The sequence below is a fragment of the Nonlabens xiamenensis genome (assembly GCF_003865345.1).
GTDB lineage: Bacteria > Bacteroidota > Bacteroidia > Flavobacteriales > Flavobacteriaceae > Nonlabens > Nonlabens xiamenensis.
Map to the genome: position 1 here is coordinate 228,026 of NZ_RMVE01000001.1, position 18,566 is coordinate 246,591.

The following is an 18,566-nucleotide window of genomic DNA, read 5'->3' on the forward strand; positions in this document are numbered from 1 at the left end:
CCTGCGAACTGAGAGATGCACCTTCATTGAACATTGGAAAGTTCATTTAATAGAAGGTCAATAACCAGCACTTATCCATGTATTTATGGTACCTCAATGGTATTGACAATCTTATTTACGATGTCTTCAGTGGTATAATTCTCGGCTTCGGCCTCATAGGTGATCCCTATTCTGTGTCTCAATACATCCAATACCACCGCACGTACATCTTCTGGCACAACATATCCGCGTCTCTTGATAAAGGCGTAGCATTTGGCTGCTTTGGCCAGGTTGATCGATCCACGAGGTGAGGCACCAAAGGAAATCAAAGGCTTGAGATCGGACAGATTATACTTTTCTGGATATCGAGTAGCAAAAATGATATCCAGGATATATTTTTCAATCTTTTCATCCATATAAACCATCTCCACAGCGTCCTGAGCTCTGAGGATCTGTTCCGGCGTGACTATTGGGTTAGGCGTTGGGAAATCCTTTTTAAGATTGGCTCGCATGATGAATTGTTCATCGCTGATAGTAGGATAATCAATAACAGTCTTCAGCATAAAGCGGTCCATCTGCGCTTCAGGCAAAGGATAAGTACCTTCCTGGTCAACTGGGTTTTGGGTAGCCATTACCAAAAAAGGCTTTTCTAATCCAAAGGTGGTGTCACCTATGGTTACCTGTTTTTCCTGCATGGCCTCCAGTAGTGCGGACTGCACCTTGGCTGGAGCACGGTTGATTTCATCGGCCAAAACGAAGTTGGCAAAAACGGGTCCTTTCTTGATATTGAACTCGCCGTCTTTCATGTTATAGATCAAAGTACCAACGACATCAGCAGGTAATAAATCTGGGGTAAATTGAATTCTAGAGAAAGAAGCACTCACTGCTTTGGACAAGGTCGTGATCGCCAAGGTTTTTGCCAAACCAGGTACACCTTCCAACAAAATATGCCCTCTTCCTAATAAACCAATCAGCAATCTTTCCACCATATACTTTTGGCCTACGATTACCTTGTTCATTTCACTGACCAGTGCATCTATAAACTGGCTTTCTTGGGCTACACGTTCATTGATGCTTGCGATATCTACCTGGGTGCTCTGTTGCTCCATAAATCTTATCTTTCTTTTGCTTAAAACAATTTTTTTTCAATCTTGTCTTGCGGGAGGTCACCTATAGTTGCTGACGTCCCTGCAACTCTCAAAGGTAGGACAGCCACGACAAATTGAGTGCCAGCCTGACGGCTTTAGTGTTATTGATTGTTAACGTCTATTTGACCAGTGTTTGTGCTCCTAAAAAGGCCCGGACAGCATTTACTACATTTGTAAAAAACACTCTATGAAAACGGTATTGATCACTGGTGCAACCAGCGGAATTGGATTAGCCACCGCCAAAGTACTGGCAAACAAAGGCTTTGCCCTGATCCTCTGCGGACGTAATGTAAGTAAGTTGAAGGAATTGGAAAGAGAACTCTCTGCCCAAACATCGGTTTGCACGTTGACTTTTGATGTACGCGATAAGAAAAAAGTGGCTGAAAGTATTGGAAGTCTAAAAAAATCACCCTTTAATCATATCCATGTATTGATCAACAATGCCGGTAACGCCCATGGTCTGGATCCTATAGATCAAGGCTCTTTGGAAGATTGGGATGCCATGATGGATATCAATGTCAAAGGCTTATTATATGTAAGCCATGCTGTGATCCCGCAAATGACAGAAAGACGGGAAGGACATATCATCAATATTGGATCCACTGCTGGTAAGGAGGTGTATCCCAAGGGCAACGTCTATTGCGGTTCAAAACACGCTGTCGATGCCATTACTACAGGAATGCGATTGGACCTAAATCCTTATGGCATTAGGGTCGGAGCTATCAATCCGGGATTGGTGGAGACCAATTTTAGCGAGGTAAGATTCAAAGGAGATAGCGAGCGGGCTAAGACTGTTTATCAAGGTTATAAGGCACTTCAACCTGAAGATATAGCAGACGTGTTACATTTTGCCATTACCCGACCCAGTCATGTCAATATTGCAGACTTGACTGTCATGTGTACCGCACAAGCTAGCAGTGTAGTATTGAATAAAGATGAATAACCGCTGGAGCTAGCCAGAGTAGAATAGTAAACTTATATGTATTTTTACCCTCAATGCAGAACACGATTATGAGACACGACTGGACCAAAGAAGAAATACTCGAGATTTACAACAGACCTATTATGAACTTGCTGTATGATGCAGCCAGTATTCATCGAGAGCATCACAACCCTAACCAGGTTCAAGTGTCTACATTATTGTCTATCAAAACTGGAGGATGCCCAGAAGACTGTGGCTACTGTCCACAAGCTGCCAGATACCACACCGATATAGAAGGCAATGACTTGATGAGTGTGCAACAAGTAAAAGCACAGGCATTAAGGGCCAAAGCTGGTGGAAGTTCAAGGGTATGTATGGGAGCAGCCTGGAGAAACGTAAAAGATGGACCTGAATTTGACCAGGTGCTTGAAATGGTACGCACCATCAACAAACTGGATATGGAAGTCTGCTGTACCTTGGGAATGATCACTGAGAATCAAGCCCACCGACTGGCCGAAGCTGGACTCTATGCCTATAACCACAATCTGGACAGTTCAGAAGAATATTACAAAGAAGTGATTTCCACCAGGGGCTACCAAGATCGCCTGGACACTATAGATAACGTAAGAAAAACCAATGTGACTGTATGTAGCGGTGGAATTATTGGTATGGGTGAGAAATTGGAAGACCGCGCCGGTATGTTGGTAGCGTTGGCCAGTTTAAATCCGCAGCCGGAAAGTACGCCAATCAATGCACTGGTAGCAGTAGATGGAACACCTTTGGAAGAACAAGAACCCGTATCTATTTGGGAAATGATCCGTATGGTAGCTACCACACGTATTGTCATGCCTCAAACACAGGTAAGGTTAAGTGCAGGGCGTACCTCTATGAGTCGTGAGGGACAGGCCATGTGCTTCTTTGCAGGTGCCAACTCCATATTTGCAGGTGATAAATTATTGACTACACCCAACCCTGATGTGAATGAGGACATGAAAATGTTTGAATTATTGGGACTGGAGCCAATGAGACCTTTTGTCAAAAAAGCCCAACCTGAATCGGTAGAAGCACAATATTCTGCATACAAAGACCAAGGTGAAAAACCTAAATGGAGTCGTCCTGAGCACAAAATTGAGCGCAACGAACAAGCAAAACAGGCGGCCAAAGCCCTAAAAACCTCTTAAACCCACTAGGCAAAAGAACTGGATTCCTTAAGTTCGGAAGCTCATTATGGCACTTCAACTTGATCAAATACCGCGTGTTTCAACAATTTCAAAAGCTGACTTTGTCAAAAATTACCTCAAGCCTCAACGCCCTGTAGTGATTGAGAAACTGACTGAGGATTGGCCAGCATATAACAAATGGAATCTTGAATACATCAAAGAGCTGGCGGGAGATCAAACCGTTCCACTTTATGATGACCGTCCTGTTAAACATGACGAGGGATTTAATCAGGCCCACGCCGAGATGAAAATGTCCGAATACATCGAACTATTACAGCGAGAACCTACTAACTATAGGATCTTTTTGTACAACATAATGAAAGAGGTACCAGCTCTTCAAACCGACTTCAAATTCCCAAAATTAGGATTGAGATTGATCAAAGGCTTGCCGATGATGTTTTTTGGAGGAACAGATTCCAAGGTTTTTATGCACTTTGATATTGACTTTACCAATATCCTACATTTTCATTTTCACGGTAAAAAACGCTGCGTGATTTACCCACCCGATCAATCTAAATATCTTTATCGGGTGCCGCACTCCTTGATATCCAGGGAAGATATTGACTTTACCAATCCCGATTTTGAGCAATGGCCAGCGCTAAAACAGGCCAAAGGCTATGTATGTGAGCTTAATCATGGCGAAATGCTGTATATGCCCGAAGGATACTGGCATTTTATGCACTACCTCAGCCCAGGTTTTTCCATAAGTTTACGCTCTTACCCCAGAAAAATAAAAAACCTGGGAAAAGCCTTATATAATCTGCTCTTTATGCGTCACTATGACAATTTTATGCGCAAAAGAAAAGGTCAAGACTGGATTGATTATAAAAACGAACAAGCGATCATACGCACCCACGATCGATTGAGTATTAAAAAGTAGATGGGGGACAATAATTTATCAGTCGCAAATACAAGGGGTTAATCATGGTTAAGGGATAAGTTCCTTGACCCGCTCGTATACCAAATAGCTTTCCCAACCACGATACAATAGGTAGTCCGCAAGCTTTTTACGTTTCTTAAACTTATCGGTCTCAGAAGTCAATTGTTCCATCCGCTTTCGCGAAAGCGATATAAATGTAGCCAAATAATCTTCTTCGGAAATTTGAAGTAAACCCTGTTTGATGTTACGCTCTGTCAATCCTTTGGTTTTGAGTTCGCGACTAATACGCTGCTTACCCCATTTTTTTATTCTGAACTTTCCCCTGGCAAAAGCCTCGGCGTATCGGGCTTCATTGAGAAAACCGTGGTGAATCAAATGAGGGACTATCTCTTCGATGGCCAGATCGATCATGCCCATTTTTTTGAGCTTATCGACCACTTCTTGATGGCATCGCTCTTGATACGCGCAGTAGCGTTCGATGGAACGAGTGGCTTCTTCGACAGTATAGGTGGTTTGTGGCATTAGATTTCAATAGTTGTCAAACAGCCTGCCACGGGTAGCAGAATTATTAGGTGTTTAATTGAAATGAAAATAACTGGAGGCAGAACTTCCTTAGTTCAGATCACAGAAGTTTTACTACATCTTTGGCAAAATAACTGGCGATTAAATCGGCACCGGCTCGTTTAATGGCGGTGACCTGTTCCATCATCACCGCATCGTGATCTAGCCAACCTTTTTCAGCCGCAGCCTTCACCATGGCATATTCACCGCTGACTTGGTAAACACTAACTGGTACATTCACTTCGTTTTTGATATCGCGTACGATATCAAGGTAACATAAACCAGGTTTGACCATAACAATATCAGCCCCTTCTTCCACGTCCATCATGGTTTCCTTTATGGCTTCGCTTCGATTGGCTGGATCCATCTGGTAGGTCTTTTTGTCCCCAAATCCAGGTGCACTATCCAGCGCATCCCTAAAAGGACCATAAAATGCACTGGCGTATTTAGCCGAGTAGCTCATGATACCAGTATTGATGAATCCTTCCTCCTCAAGTCCTTCCCGTATATATAAGATACGACCATCCATCATATCACTAGGCGCCACCATATCTGCTCCCGCCCTAGCGTGAGAAATAGCCATCTGTGTCAACACTTCGCAAGTGGCATCATTCAATATACGTCCCACCTCAACAATACCATCATGTCCATAGCTTGAAAAAGGATCAAGAGCCACATCCGTCATCACATACATTTCAGGCACCAAATCCTTGACCGTTTTAATAGCTCGCTGCATAAGTCCGTCTGGATTGATCGCCTCGGTACCTTTATTGTCTTTCAGGTCGTCAGCCACTTTGACAAACAAGAGGACACTTTTTATACCCAGATCCCACAAGTCTCTAACCTCATGTTTCAACAAATCGAGACTATAGCGGTAGTATCCTGGCATTGATGCGATCTCTTCCCTGACTCCATTACCTTCCACGATAAATAGTGGAGCAATAAAGTCTGAAGGTGAGATAAGGGTTTCTCTGACCAATGACCTTACGGCTTCACTGGTTCTAAGTCTTCTATTTCTGATAAGTGGAAACATAGGTAGATAATCTTGGAAATTTGTTGACCTTTATGGGTCATCAGTTTTATTATTATTTATCAAGTGGATATGCCATGAATTCAGCCGTTTTAAGCTTTTTCAATCAACAAACTTACCGCATTCCCTCCAAAACCAGTGGCATTGACCATGATACGTTTTGGTATTCTTTGATCTCCACGTGGATTCACCAAGGCATTTTCGAGGTACGGCAGCTTAAAGATACTGCCTTTTTTAAGCATCTCAAGCGCCATGGCAAGATTGAGGGAACTGCTTGCTCCCAAGCTATGCCCTAAAATCCATTTGTTATTACAAAGCTGCGGATGCTGCTCACCAAATACGCTCTGGACGGCCGCCAATTCTGCGCGATCTCCTTTGATCGTACCTGGCGCATGGGTGACAATCGCATCCACTGTTGTAGGGTCGTAAGGCCCTAAAGCTCTTGTCATGCTATCTCGTAAACAATTTCCCTTTGCACTTACTGAGGTAGGACTTTTTAAAGCCTCTATGGCTGTACCGTATCCTATTATTTTGGCCAAAGGATTATCCTCGGCTTTGGTCAATAAAAACATAGCCGCTGCCTCTCCCAAAATCATGCTGTTGTCCCGTTTATTGGGGTCCATTGCTTTACATGGAAAATCCTCCTGATTTCTAGCGTAGATCCGCATCGCCCTCATTTGTGCAATGGTGAACTCTGTAAGTGGTGCCTCACTTCCTCCTACCAAAAAACATGGGGACATACTAGACGCTAACCAAGCGATGGCATTGAGTATGGCGTGAGAACCAGTAGCACAGGTAATGCTGTGGGACAGGCAAGCACCTTCCAATTGAAGATCCTGGGCCACCCAACTGCTGATATTTCCTAAAGTCGTCAATGGTGAGGTATCGGTCGGTACGGTTCCGCTTTCGCGAAAGCGGGAAAAAGCTGCTTCCCATAATCCAGTTGCCCCTCTACTTGAACCAATGTTCACCCCAGTTGCTGCATCGGAAACCTCAATACCTCTCGCAGCCAAAAGAGCAAGCTGAACGCTGCGATCCAAAGAGGCATATTGGGGCGAACTCTCGCGCAAATCCATCAGCTTTGACTCGAATTCTTGATCCAATGGTGCCGTCCAGACATCTTGTTTTAAAGAAAAAGCATGTCTCTCCTGAAAATCAATAAAGTTGCGGACTGGTCCAACAAAATTGTAGTCTTTGATGTAGATCGGGTTTTTCACGTTTGCAAAAATGAGGATTGTACGTTACAAAACCTACGCAAAGACTGGATAAAAGAAAGTAGGTAATCCTACATCTCAAAAAGGAAATAACAGTTGAAATGCTATTTAGAATTATGGAAAACCTTAAACAATTGTTTATTAGTCACCGAAAAATGAAAATCTGTATGCTTGAATCTGTTAAATTTAACCTAACCTCAATCGCTTTAATATTGGTTTAAAGATATTTAAAGAAGAAACCAAAAACATTTAAACCATGAAAAAAACTACTTTTATTGGGATCTCGTTGATTCTGCTTTTAATGCTATTTCCTGGCATAGAGTCCGTGGCCCAAAATCAATTCAATACCGTAATAGCTGGAGGCAGCACCTCTTCATTCGGTAGGGCTCCACAAGGAGAAAGAGCGGTTACCAGAACTGTATTCATAGTTACTGGAGCTGAAATGGCAGCAGCAGGCTTTCTTCTGGGTCAGGAAATATCTGGATTAGGATTCACCTATCAAGCTGCACAGGACATTCCGACCACAGGAAATATGAAGATCTATCTGGAAAATACAACTGCCACCACCAATAATAAGAGTACAGATTGGAACACCATCATCACCCCTATGACGTTAGTGAGTGACGCAAGCACGACCGTGCCTGCTGCTATTGGAGATTATAATATTGAATTCTCAAATGGTGCTACTTTTACTTACACTGGTGATGCCGTTTTTGTAGCTTACGATTTTCAAAATTTGAATAATCCAACTGCCAACACTACAAATACCGCCTTTTGTGATAACTCTGCGGTCGGAGGCGGTGCGGGTGTATTGAGTGCAAGATCAGACGTGGGCTCCCTTGTGCCCCCTACGACGCTGTCTCCATCCTTGTTTAGACCTCAAGCGAGACTTGCTTTTCCTGTGGCATGTGCAAGACCAACCAACTTGAGCGCTGGAAATGAAATGCCTACTTCAACGGTGTTAACCTGGGACCCCAGTACCAGTGGAGGAACAGGAATAGAATTAGAGTTTGGACCCCAAGATTTTACCTTAGGGATGGGAACTACGCGCAGCGGAGCCAGTGTTACTTCACCTTATACCTTAACGGGCTTGTCTCCCAATACAGTCTATGATTATTATGTACGTACCGTTTGTTCAGGCTCAGTGAGTAACTGGAACGGTCCATTTACCTTTACCAGTTTATTTGAGCCCAGTAATTTACCCTACACCACCAGTTTTGAGAATGATGAGTTTTCCTATTTCGGATGGAAGTTTGAAAGAGATCCATCTGGAACCGTAGGTACCTTCTGGTCGCCAGTGAATTTTGGTACTGGAGACCCTGCCGTCAATGATGGAGCTTACTCAGCCCGTGTTGGTGTCGGGGTGAGCACGAGTCAGGCCAATGACTGGATCATATCGAGGGGAGTAAATCTTACCGCCAATCAGGTCGTAGACATTTCCTTCTTTATAGCCGTTCAACAAACGAATACTACCACAGATGCTGGTTATAACCTTACTGTAGGTACAGGACAAGATGTTGCTAGCCAGACCACTGTGCTGGAGAGCGCTAGCGGCTTATCAGGAACTTCTTACACACAACGAACTAATACCTACACCGCACCAGCGGACGGTGTTTATTACTTTGGAATCCAGAATTCCATCCCGCCCAACCCGGCAGGATCCGTTTTTATAGTTGTAGATAGTTTTATGGTGACTACCTCCACCGCCTCCATAGACGAGGTTGAAGAGTTTGAGTTCACGCTTTACCCAAACCCTGCTTCCGATCAATTGCAAATCAGCGTGGGCAATCAACCCATTACGCAATTAAGGATAATGGATATGAATGGTCGGTTGGTCAAGCGTAGTGTGGATCAGCAAACCACAGAGATCAATATGGATATTCAAGACCTTTCCTCTGGGATGTACGTCGTTGAAGTTGATCTGAATGGTAGGACTTTAAACAAAAAGCTAGTAGTGAATTAAGATCTTTCTACGACCCGCAGAAATAAATCCAAATACTGCATAAATAAGAACCTCCCGCAGGATGATTATCCATTCGGGAGGTTTTATATTTTAAAAATAGCTCCAGATGATATGCCATCCAAAAATTGAATGATTAACTCCTGCGCCGTTTTAAGTTGGTCTTGTTGGGTTGTAAAAGGAGGTACCAGATAAATGGTATTCCCCAAGGGTCTGATAAATAAACCTCGATTCCAAAACCACTGAAATATTTGATTGCGTTGATATCCGTATCGCTGCATCTGTATATTCAAATCCAATGCCATTATCACTCCCTTACTCCTGATAGAAGCCACCGACTGATGACTTTGTAGAGATTGAACAAAGTCTTTTTGGGAAGCAGTAATTTGTGTGATTCCTTCCTGTATCGGCACCGATTCCAGCAATCCAATAGCCGCATTGGCCACCGCACAACCCAGCGGGTTACCCGAATAGGTGTGTCCATGGAATAAACCTTTGGCCAACTCGTCATCATAAAAAGCTTCAAACACCTTTGAAGTACAAGTCGTAATAGCCATGGGCATTATTCCTCCGGTCAGCGCTTTTGATAGGCAAATGATATCTGGTTGTGAATGCATTTGATCACTGGCAAAAAAACTACCGGTCTTTCCAAACCCTGTCATGACCTCATCTGCTATCGTAAGTACGCCGTGATGCTGCCACCTTTTGAGGACTATATCTAATTCTTCTGGTCGGTGCATCTTCATGGCCGCTGCTCCTTGAATCAAAGGCTCATATATAAAACTGGCTACCTGTCTGTCCTGAGCCAATTGATCAACCTGAGCGAGGACTTGTTCCAGGTTGTCTGGCGTAGGGACTGGAATGCGCCTGACATCGATAAAAAAATCTTCAAAAGGGCCATTGTACACGGAGAGTCCGCTGGCACTCATAGCTCCGAAGGTGTCTCCATGAAAACCACCCTCCAGGGCGACTACCAAAGGACGTTTCTCATCCCTATTGAAGTGGTATTGAAAAGCCATTTTTAAGGCTATTTCCACACTGGTTGATCCATTCTCAGAGAAAAATAGCTTTGCCTGATTCTCAGGAAGAATGTCTAGTAGGGATTGGGAAAGACGAGCCGCTGGTTCATGCGTCATTCCCGCAAATACCACATGGTGCAAATGATCGAGTTGTTCCTTCATCGCCTTGATCAAAACAGGATGGCGGTGTCCATAGCTGCAAGTATACCAACTGGAGATACCATCAAAATAAGATTTACGTTCCATGTCGTAGAGGTAGTTCCCTTCTGCGCTGGCTATTGCTATAGGCACAGCAGCTGTTTTGTGCTGGGTCAGCGGATGCCAGATATTAGCCTGATCCAACGCTAGCAGTTCTTCTTTGGTCATAAGGCTCTTAGTTTTTCTCTCAAGCTACCGGCCAAGTCTTTGATTATCTCTGGATCAAGTTTTTCCAGCCTAGGCAGATGTCCTAAAGTCGGTATGCCTGTCATCTCCTCAATGATTTCAATAGTTCCTTCTAGTCGTACATCGTTGTATAAGACGCCCACTTGAGTCACACCCAGTTGCTTCAAAACTTGCAGACTAAGTAAGGTGTGATTAATACTCCCCAGATAACCCGAACTCACCAGGATGACTTTATCTTCTTTATGGATCAAATCGGCAATAGTTTGTTCTTGATTAATAGGAACCAGTAAGCCTCCCGCCCCTTCAATAACCAGATCTGCCTGGGTAATCGGACGGACGATGTCTGACATCTCGATTTGAACACCGTCAATTTCAGCTGCCTTGTGCGGACTCATTGGCGTTTGTAATCTATAGGCTTCTGGATGGATGGTGGTACTTTTATTTGAAATCAATGATCGCAGCTTGCTAGCATCCGTCTCTTCGAGCCCGCTTTGAATAGGTTTCCAATAATCAGCTTTCAGTGCCTCGGTGATGATGGCCGCTGCAAGTGTCTTTCCTACATCTGTTCCTATCCCTGTAATAAAATAATTATTCATCGACATTAAATTTGTAGTTGCAATCCTTGCACTGGAAAGTATGACGTTGCCTCAATGGTGATAAACTATAATAAATAGCGCTTAAGGTTTCAGTAAAAGTTCGGGCGGTACTAATGTCAATAATTTCTCTGGCGTTGCGTTTTCGGCAATTAGGACATTGAACATATTCCACGCGATGCCGCAATAGATCTGGATTCCATTGCTCCAATAGCCCCATAGCTTTGAGAAAATCCTCACGATATACCTGCATCTTAACACCTCCAAGCGCATTGGTAGCAAATGGATCCGTAGCGACAGTGAATTCGTCCTTCAGAAATACATCAATATCCTCACTTTCCAATTTACCTTTGATGATGACCGCCTCGGCTGGATACGAGAATACTGCAATGGTTTTGAACTTACTCATAAACGCTTGATGTTTAAAGAGAGTATTTGGAGCAATTGCTCAATTTCTTGGGAAGTGTTAAAAGCATGTAGGCAAATGCGCAGGCGTTCTTCTCCTTTAGGAACGGTGGGAGAGAAAATCGGCCTGACATCAAAGCCATTCTCCTGCAGTATTTGGGAAGCCCTTTTGACCTTAGAATTATCTTTGATGATACAAGCTTGTATAGCGGTATCGCTTTCGCGAAAGCGTAATCTTAATCCATTTTGAACCACCAATTTATTAAATACACTGATCAGTTCTTGCAACTGATGTACAGTTTCTGGTTGGGTTTGAAGCAACTGGTAGCCTTGAGCAATATTTTTCAGCGAATGCTGAGGCAACGCTGTAGTATAGATCAAACTACGTGCATAATTAATCAGATATTCCTTGAGGTCCGTAGAACCTAGAATAGCAGCACCATGACTACCTAGGGCCTTGCCAAAAGTAACTACCCTGGCAAAAATGTTTGATTCCAGACCAAGTTTTTGAGCTAACCCCTCTCCTTGATCACCCGTCACGCCAATAGAATGAGCCTCATCCAAAATCAAATGCACATTATTGTAAAGTTGGCATAATGCGACCAAACGCTCCAAGTCTGGCTGGTCACCGTCCATAGAAAATACAGCCTCGGTTATCACATATACCTCTCTTCCCTCAGCCTGGCTAAATTTGGACAACAGTATTTCCAGGTGATCTAGGTCATTATGATAGAATTTAAGGGCCTTGGCATGTGAGAGTCGGATACCATCACGTATACTGGCGTGGACATATTGATCATATAGAATGAGATCGGACCGGTCAGTTAGACAGGATATCAAACCAATATTGGCATCATAACCTGAATTGAAAATTAAGGCATCTTCCACGCGATGAAATTGGGCAATCTTGCGTTCCAAATCTTCATAATAAGAAGAGTGGCCGGTAATGAGTCTACTTCCAGTGGCTCCAGCTGGTTGATTGCTTTGTTGTAAAATTTTGTTTGAAAACCCTAAATAATCGTTGGAAGAAAAGTCGATGAGATTGTTAGAAACCTGCAACGACCTTAAGCTTCCTGAAAAATGTCTGATACCTAATCTGGTCTGTAGCTTATCTGGCAGCATCCTGCAAAAATAGCAATAATGAAGGGTGCGCACCTCCTATTATCATTTTAATCAATCGGTGTTGATGAATTACTAAGGTGATGATTCTATAGGCAAGCCTCCTGTGATTTGTAAAGTATAGTTTTATCCTTAAATTTGAGCTAATTCAACTTATAATACTACCTTAGCTATTCATTATCAATCCATACTATGAAACGATTATTTATCATTTTGGCTTTGTTGGGCGGCGGAATGCTTTCGGCCCAGAGTCTTTCTAAAGAAATGACCATTGCTTTAAAAAACAATGACAACCTTGCTTTAGCGGCGCTTGTCGATGACAGCAATAAAAACACCTGCTTTAGCATGGGGCAGCACCAGGCTTCCTTAATTCAATTGGCCGTGCAAATGAATGAACGAGATATAGTTTCCTATTTGTTGAATGAGCAAAAGGTAGAGCCGGATACTTCTTGTGGAAACGCCACCGCTTTGATTCTGGCCGCTAAATCAGGTCAAACTGAGATTGTAAAACTTTTGGTAAAAGCAGGTGCTGATATAAGTGCCTCCTATGAAGGTCAGACTGCTGCAGATGTAGCCTTAAAAAATGGCCACCAAGAGGTACTGCCACTCTTGAAATAAATAAATTTACCTCAATAAGAAAAAATCCTGTCGCTGTCGGCAGGATTTTTTTTGTAGTGAAAATTGAGGGAAAGGCTTACCAACAGGATCTTTGAAGGAAGCTCCAATACTTTGAAAAAAAAATAAATTCAATAAAGAAATGGTTTTAACACTGAATAATAATTAATGTTTTAACTTTATGTCAACCTTTAAACTTTATTTTTATGAAACTCCCTAACAATCTTTTTAGATCCTGTGCTGTAATTAGCCTTGTATTCGCCTCATGTCAAACCGAAGAGAAATTTGAGGATGAGATCCAACAGGAAACTGAACTCCAGATCACACTATTGGAAGAACAATCAGCTTTTGATTCCAGCCTTCCTAGAGAAACCGTTACTCTTTATGGTACCGAAATTGAAATGATCGCTTTAGGCAATGGAGATTTTGCCCTGGGCGATATGATCTTCAATCAAGACTACCTTGATCAGTCCAATGCTACCCTAGGCAAAGGTGTGATCGATCGTAGAGCAGGAAAATGGCCAAACAAAACTATTCTCTATCGTTATTCTAACAATATGCCACAGGCGACCAAAGATAAGGTCAACTACGCAGCCAATTACATTACCAATAATACTGAACTTACCGTCAGGAAATGGAACAGCAACGACTCTGCTGGATACGTTTGGGTAGGTTATGTCGAGGACAGAGGCTGTAGTGCGCAAGTCGGCTACTTGAATCAAAAATTTCCTGGACAACGCATGAATATTGCTCCTGGTTGTTCCAATGGATCTACCATTCACGAATTTCTGCATGCTGCTGGAGTTATACACGAGCAGAACCATCATAACAGAGATCAATATGTAGAGGTTCTTTACCAAAACATTAGGGACGATGTGGAATTTAACTACACTAAGTTGTCTGACGCAAATGGATATGAGATCTCTGATGTACTGGATTTAAATTCAATCATGATGTATGGTTCTTACTTTTGGCAAACCGATGCCGCAAAACAGAATGGATGGAGAACTATGCGTACGGTAAACGGAGGCACCATTACTCCCAATAGGTCCTACATGACACAAAAAGATATTAATGTCATCAACGGCTGGTACTAATACCAGACTAACTTTATGTTTAATCCCTGCCAAATGGCAGGGGTTTTCTTTTGGAAAGAATTCAATTCTAGCATTTTCAACTATAATACAGAACAAAATCCTTATCAGGATTGATGGTGATTGAACAAAATGAATCTTACCCAATATCCAAAAATTGAGTCCATCAATAAGTGCGAAGACGAACCCATTGCCTTCTACCCGCAGGTTCAAGGTCATGGATGCCTCTTGGTCGAACGAGATATAGTTTCCTATTTGTTGAATGAGCAAAAGGTAGACCCGGATACTTCTTGTGGAAACGCCACCGCTTTGATTCTGGCCGCTAAATCAGGTCAAACTGAGATTGTAAAACTTTTGGTAAAAGCAGGTGCTGATATAAGTGCCTCCTATGAAGGTCAGACTGCTGCAGATGTAGCCTTAAAAAATGGCCACCAAGAGGTACTGCCACTCTTGAAATAAATAAATTTACCTCAATAAGAAAAAATCCTGTCGCTGTCGGCAGGATTTTTTTTGTAGTGAAAATTGAGGGAAATGCTTACCAACAGGATCTTTGAAGGAAGCTCCAATACTTTGAAAAAGAAATAAATTCAATAAAGAAACGGTTTTAACACTGAATAATAAATAATATTTTAACTTTAGGTAAACCTTTTAAAATGTATTTTTATGAAACTCCCTAACAATCTTTTTAGATCCTGTGCTGTAATTAGCCTTGTATTCGCCTCATGTCAAACCGAAGAGAAATTTGAGGATGAGATCCAACAGGACACTGAACTCCAGATCACACTATTGGAAGAACAATCAGCTTTTGATTCCAGCCTTCCTAGAGAAACCGTTACTCTTTATGGTACCGAAATTGAAATGATCGCTTTAGGCAATGGAGATTTTGCCTTGGGCGATATGATCTTCAATCAAGACTACCTTGATCAGTCCAATGCTGCCCTAGGCAAAGGTGTGATCGATCGTAGAGCAGGAAAATGGCCAAACAAAACTATTCTCTATCGTTATTCTAACAATATGCCACAGGCGACCAAAGATAAGGTCAACTATGCAGCCAATTATATTACCAACAATACTGAACTTACCGTCAGGAAATGGAACAGCAACGACTCTGCTGGATACGTTTGGGTAGGTTATGTGGAGGACGCAGGCTGTAGTGCCCAGATCGGCTACTTGAATCAAAAATTTCCTGGACAACGTATGAATATTGCTCCTGGGTGTTCCAATGGATCTACTATTCACGAATTTCTGCATGCTGCTGGAGTTATGCACGAGCAGAACCATCATAACAGAGATCAATATGTAGAGGTTCTTTACCAAAACATTAGGGACGATTTGGAATTTGCCTACACTAAGTTGTCCGACGCAAATGGATATGAGATCTCTGATGTTGTGGATTTAAATTCAATCATGATGTACGGCTCTTACTTTTGGCAAACCGATGCCGCAAAACAGAATGGATGGAGAACTATGCGCACGGTAAGTGGAGGCACCATTGTTCCCAATAGGTCCTACATGACACAAAAAGATATTAATGTCATCAACGGCTGGTACTAATACCAGACTATCTTTATGTTTAACCCCTGCCAAATGGCAGGGGTTTTCTTTTGGAAAGAATTCAATTCTAGCATTTTCAACTTCAATACCAACCAAAATCCTTATCAGGATTGATGGTGATTGAACTTACTGCCGATAAAAAGAGCTATTTGAAAATACTTCAACAAAGTTTTTGTAGGAATAATACTTATTTGTTTATTTTTGGATGATTGTCATTGAACAAAATGAATCTTACCAAATATCCAAAAATTGAGTCCATCAATAAGTGCGAAGACGAACCCATTGCCTTCTACCCGCAGGTTCAAGGTCATGGATGCCTATTGGTCACGGACGAGAATTTTGTGATCCAACAGGCCAGTTCCAACGCAGAAGAATTTCTAGGTCAATCAGCAACCGATCTTCAATATTGCGCCATTGAGCAAGTTTTTTCAAAGGAGGTCTTGCAGGAATTAAATCATTGGAAAAAGGATCCAGTGCCATTCAAAGCGTATCAATTGGATGGAAATCATTCCTCATTATTATGTATTCCAGGAACTACAGCTGTAGGTTATTTGCTGAGTATTGAATCAAACATTGACGCGAGTGAACATAACAATTTCCAACAGAAAATTCTAAGTGTTTTTGGAAGTTTGTCACAGACCAGAAACCTAAATGATCTTACGCAAAAGGCAGCTCAACAATTTAAGGATCTTTTGAGCTATGACAGGGTGATGATTTACCAATTTGATGAATGTTGGAATGGAAATGTCATCGCTGAGGTAAAAAATGAAGAATTGGAACCCTGGTTGGGATTACAGTATCCTGCTAGCGACATTCCCACCAATGCACGCAAGCTTTTTCATCGTCAAAGAGTGCGCAGTATCAGTAACGTACAGGAGGACTATGCTTCCATGATACCAGTTGCACACCCTCAAACCAATGAGCTTACAAATATCAGTGATACCGACTTACGAGGATCTTCCCCTTTTCATATCGAGTACCTGAATAATATGGGAGTAAGCGCAACCTTAAGCTGTGCCATCATCCTCAATGACGAGTTATGGGGCCTAATTGCTTGTCATCATTACAGCCCTAAAACAATGTTGTACCACACAAGACAATCTTGTGTACTCTTGGCTGACATGTTAGCCGCGCAAATCACAGAAAAGGAAAGCAAATCTTACCTGGAGAATATTGAAAAGGCCACCGAGGTGAGGTCCTCTATCATTTCTGGTATTAGTCAGAAATGGGATTTGGCAGATGGATTGACAAAAAAGGAAGGTCCAAACGCCATGGATCTATTTCCCTGCTCCGGATTTTCAATCTCGTTTGATCAAGAAATCAGAAACATTGGCCAAGTGCCAGAAAGAGCAATTCTACAACGTATCATCCTTGAATTACAAGATCAGTGTGGAGAGAAAGATTTTTATTCCACAGACTGCCTGAAGGATGTTTTACCTTGGATTAACGAGGAAAATGCTAGAAAATTCTCAGGTGTTTTATTTTACAAAATTTCAAAGAGCAAGGACGAGGCTGCTATCTGGTTTAGACAAGAACAGATAAAGACTATTGAGTGGGGTGGTAATCCTAATCAGGGGAAATTGAGCAACGAGAATCAAATACGACTTTCTCCACGCAAATCATTTGACAAATGGTCTGAAGAGGTCAAATTCACCAGCATTTCGTGGAAAAAACATGAAAAAGCAAGTGCCATGGCATTGGTACAAGATTTACGTAATCTGATTGTCAGTAAATACGGTGAAATTTCAAATTTGAATCGCCAACTCAATAGCTTGAATAAAGAGTTGGAGAGCTTTAGCTACAGTGTTAGTCATGATTTAAGGGGACCGCTAAGAGGCATCGATGGCTTTGCACAAATCTTAATGGAGGACTATGCAGATGTTCTGGATGAGTACGGTAAAGAGTCTCTGAAAATCATCATCAATTCTGCAGACAAAATGAATTCGCTGATGGACGATATCCTCAGCTACAGCGGACTGAGTAAAACCGTCAAAATCGATGATTTTCATGATGTAAATAGTCTATGTCAGGAAATCATGAGGGATAACAATACCCAAAAGTATTACCCTAATACTGAAGTTTCAATATCTACTGATATTCCGAAGATTTATGGAGACAAAGCCATGATCTACCAATTATTTTCCAATTTGTTGTTAAACGCCTTTAAATATTCTAGCAAATCGGAATCACCCCTGATAGAGGTTGGCTATGAAGATACTGACGAGCATATTGTCTATTACATCAAAGACAATGGAATAGGGTTCAAAGAAGAGTACGCCCAAAAGATTTTTGGCATCTTCAGTAGACTGGTCAAAGACGAATATAAAGGCACCGGTGTCGGGCTTGCCATAGTTCAACGGATTGTCTATCGTCATAACGGACAAGTGTGGGCCGAATCCAAAGAAGGAGAAGGAGCAACTTTTAAATTTTATATCCAAAATCCTGCTCAATGAACACCGGAAAGCGCACATTGATTCATATAGAGGACCGTATGGAGGACATACAATTGGTCAAACGCGTGTTGGAAAAGCAGTTTGATGATGTTGCTGTAGTAAGCTTAAATGACTCGGAGAAGGTGATGGAGGAAATTAGTAATGGAAGTTTTTTAAAGAGAAGACCTTTTCTTATTGTGATGGACATCAAGATGCCAAAAATTACTGGATTAGAATTGTTGCGCGAACTCAGGTCCAGGGACGAATATAAACGTATCCCCTGCGTGATTCTGAGCTCCAGCACACACCCCAATGATCTACAGGAAGCTTATGATCATCATGTAAACAGCTATGTAGAAAAACCTAAAAATTTTGCCAATCTAAGAGCAACTTTAGTGACCTTGGTCAACTATTGGCTCAACCTAAATTTAACTTAG

Annotated in this window: 18 protein-coding genes; 10 read left to right on the forward strand and 8 right to left on the reverse strand. The window is 42.1% G+C overall.

The genetic code is table 11. The annotated features are described in order from the left end of the window. Positions 1-83 precede the first annotated feature (83 nt). Positions 84-1,088 (reverse strand): AAA family ATPase, encoded by a 1,005-nt coding sequence (locus tag EGM47_RS01010; RefSeq protein ID WP_124978907.1) that lies wholly within the window; start codon positions 1,086-1,088, stop codon positions 84-86. Between the two features lie 226 nt (positions 1,089-1,314). Between EGM47_RS01010 and EGM47_RS01015 the strand changes: the two genes are divergently transcribed. The 3 genes from EGM47_RS01015 to EGM47_RS01025 are packed head-to-tail and all read left to right on the forward strand — an operon-like array spanning position 1,315 to position 4,149. Beyond that, positions 1,315-2,070 (forward strand): SDR family NAD(P)-dependent oxidoreductase, encoded by a 756-nt coding sequence (locus tag EGM47_RS01015; RefSeq protein WP_124978908.1) that lies wholly within the window; start codon positions 1,315-1,317, stop codon positions 2,068-2,070. Positions 2,071-2,123: 53 nt separating this feature from the next. Next, entirely contained in the window at positions 2,124-3,230 is a 1,107-nt protein-coding gene (bioB, locus tag EGM47_RS01020; protein WP_240642046.1) for a biotin synthase BioB, read from the forward strand. 46 nt (positions 3,231-3,276) lie between these two features. Further along, complete coding sequence (locus EGM47_RS01025) at positions 3,277-4,149, forward strand: cupin-like domain-containing protein (RefSeq protein ID WP_206052091.1); 873 nt, start codon at positions 3,277-3,279, stop codon at positions 4,147-4,149. Between the two features lie 48 nt (positions 4,150-4,197). Here the strand turns inward: EGM47_RS01025 and EGM47_RS01030 are convergent, their stop codons facing one another. The 3 genes from EGM47_RS01030 to EGM47_RS01040 all read right to left on the reverse strand — a co-directional run bounded on the left by EGM47_RS01030 (position 4,198) and on the right by EGM47_RS01040 (position 6,957). Further along, positions 4,198-4,671: a regulatory protein RecX gene (locus tag EGM47_RS01030; protein WP_124978911.1), complete on the reverse strand. Its 474-nt coding sequence runs from the start codon at positions 4,669-4,671 to the stop codon at positions 4,198-4,200. Positions 4,672-4,771: 100 nt separating this feature from the next. Next, a complete protein-coding gene (gene hemB / locus EGM47_RS01035; protein ID WP_124978912.1) occupies positions 4,772-5,743 on the reverse strand; it encodes a porphobilinogen synthase in 972 nt (323 codons plus the stop codon). 89 nt (positions 5,744-5,832) lie between these two features. Next, positions 5,833-6,957 (reverse strand): beta-ketoacyl synthase N-terminal-like domain-containing protein, encoded by a 1,125-nt coding sequence (locus tag EGM47_RS01040; RefSeq protein WP_240642047.1) that lies wholly within the window; start codon positions 6,955-6,957, stop codon positions 5,833-5,835. Positions 6,958-7,210: 253 nt separating this feature from the next. On the opposite strand from EGM47_RS01040, the gene EGM47_RS01045 reads away from it, so the two are divergent. After that, positions 7,211-8,917: a T9SS-dependent choice-of-anchor J family protein gene (locus EGM47_RS01045; protein WP_124978913.1), complete on the forward strand. Its 1,707-nt coding sequence runs from the start codon at positions 7,211-7,213 to the stop codon at positions 8,915-8,917. A gap of 83 nt (positions 8,918-9,000) precedes the next feature. On the opposite strand, the gene bioA is transcribed toward EGM47_RS01045, so the two are convergent. Genes bioA through EGM47_RS01065 form a run of 4 tightly spaced genes read right to left on the reverse strand, consistent with a single transcriptional unit; the run spans position 9,001 to position 12,437 of the window. Then, positions 9,001-10,299 carry an adenosylmethionine--8-amino-7-oxononanoate transaminase gene (bioA, locus tag EGM47_RS01050; RefSeq protein WP_124978914.1) on the reverse strand — a complete coding sequence of 433 codons (1,299 nt, stop codon included), beginning with the start codon at positions 10,297-10,299 and terminating at the stop codon, positions 9,001-9,003. Then, positions 10,296-10,913, reverse strand: a complete 618-nt coding sequence (gene bioD, locus EGM47_RS01055) for a dethiobiotin synthase (protein WP_124978915.1) — start codon at positions 10,911-10,913, stop codon at positions 10,296-10,298. Before bioD ends, bioA begins: the two co-directional genes overlap by 4 nt. After that, on the reverse strand, positions 10,906-11,319 hold the full coding sequence (locus EGM47_RS01060) for a putative signal transducing protein (protein ID WP_124978916.1): 414 nt from the start codon (positions 11,317-11,319) through the stop codon (positions 10,906-10,908). The genes bioD and EGM47_RS01060 overlap by 8 nt, the downstream gene beginning before the upstream one ends. Further along, positions 11,316-12,437, reverse strand: a complete 1,122-nt coding sequence (locus tag EGM47_RS01065; protein ID WP_124978917.1) for an aminotransferase class I/II-fold pyridoxal phosphate-dependent enzyme — start codon at positions 12,435-12,437, stop codon at positions 11,316-11,318. The genes EGM47_RS01060 and EGM47_RS01065 overlap by 4 nt, the downstream gene beginning before the upstream one ends. A 189-nt stretch (positions 12,438-12,626) precedes the next feature. Here EGM47_RS01065 and EGM47_RS01070 point away from each other — a divergent pair, with 189 nt between their 5' ends. The 6 genes from EGM47_RS01070 to EGM47_RS01095 all read left to right on the forward strand — a co-directional run bounded on the left by EGM47_RS01070 (position 12,627) and on the right by EGM47_RS01095 (position 18,566). After that, complete coding sequence (locus EGM47_RS01070; RefSeq protein ID WP_124978918.1) at positions 12,627-13,052, forward strand: ankyrin repeat domain-containing protein; 426 nt, start codon at positions 12,627-12,629, stop codon at positions 13,050-13,052. A gap of 203 nt (positions 13,053-13,255) precedes the next feature. Beyond that, on the forward strand, positions 13,256-14,146 hold the full coding sequence (locus EGM47_RS01075; RefSeq protein WP_124978919.1) for a M12 family metallopeptidase: 891 nt from the start codon (positions 13,256-13,258) through the stop codon (positions 14,144-14,146). A gap of 129 nt (positions 14,147-14,275) precedes the next feature. After that, positions 14,276-14,602 (forward strand): ankyrin repeat domain-containing protein, encoded by a 327-nt coding sequence (locus EGM47_RS01080; RefSeq protein ID WP_124978920.1) that lies wholly within the window; start codon positions 14,276-14,278, stop codon positions 14,600-14,602. Positions 14,603-14,806: 204 nt separating this feature from the next. After that, positions 14,807-15,697: a M12 family metallopeptidase gene (locus EGM47_RS01085; protein ID WP_124978921.1), complete on the forward strand. Its 891-nt coding sequence runs from the start codon at positions 14,807-14,809 to the stop codon at positions 15,695-15,697. A gap of 224 nt (positions 15,698-15,921) precedes the next feature. Further along, on the forward strand, positions 15,922-18,150 hold the full coding sequence (locus EGM47_RS01090) for an ATP-binding protein (RefSeq protein ID WP_124978922.1): 2,229 nt from the start codon (positions 15,922-15,924) through the stop codon (positions 18,148-18,150). Next, on the forward strand, positions 18,147-18,566 hold the full coding sequence (locus EGM47_RS01095; protein WP_124978923.1) for a response regulator: 420 nt from the start codon (positions 18,147-18,149) through the stop codon (positions 18,564-18,566). The genes EGM47_RS01090 and EGM47_RS01095 overlap by 4 nt, the downstream gene beginning before the upstream one ends.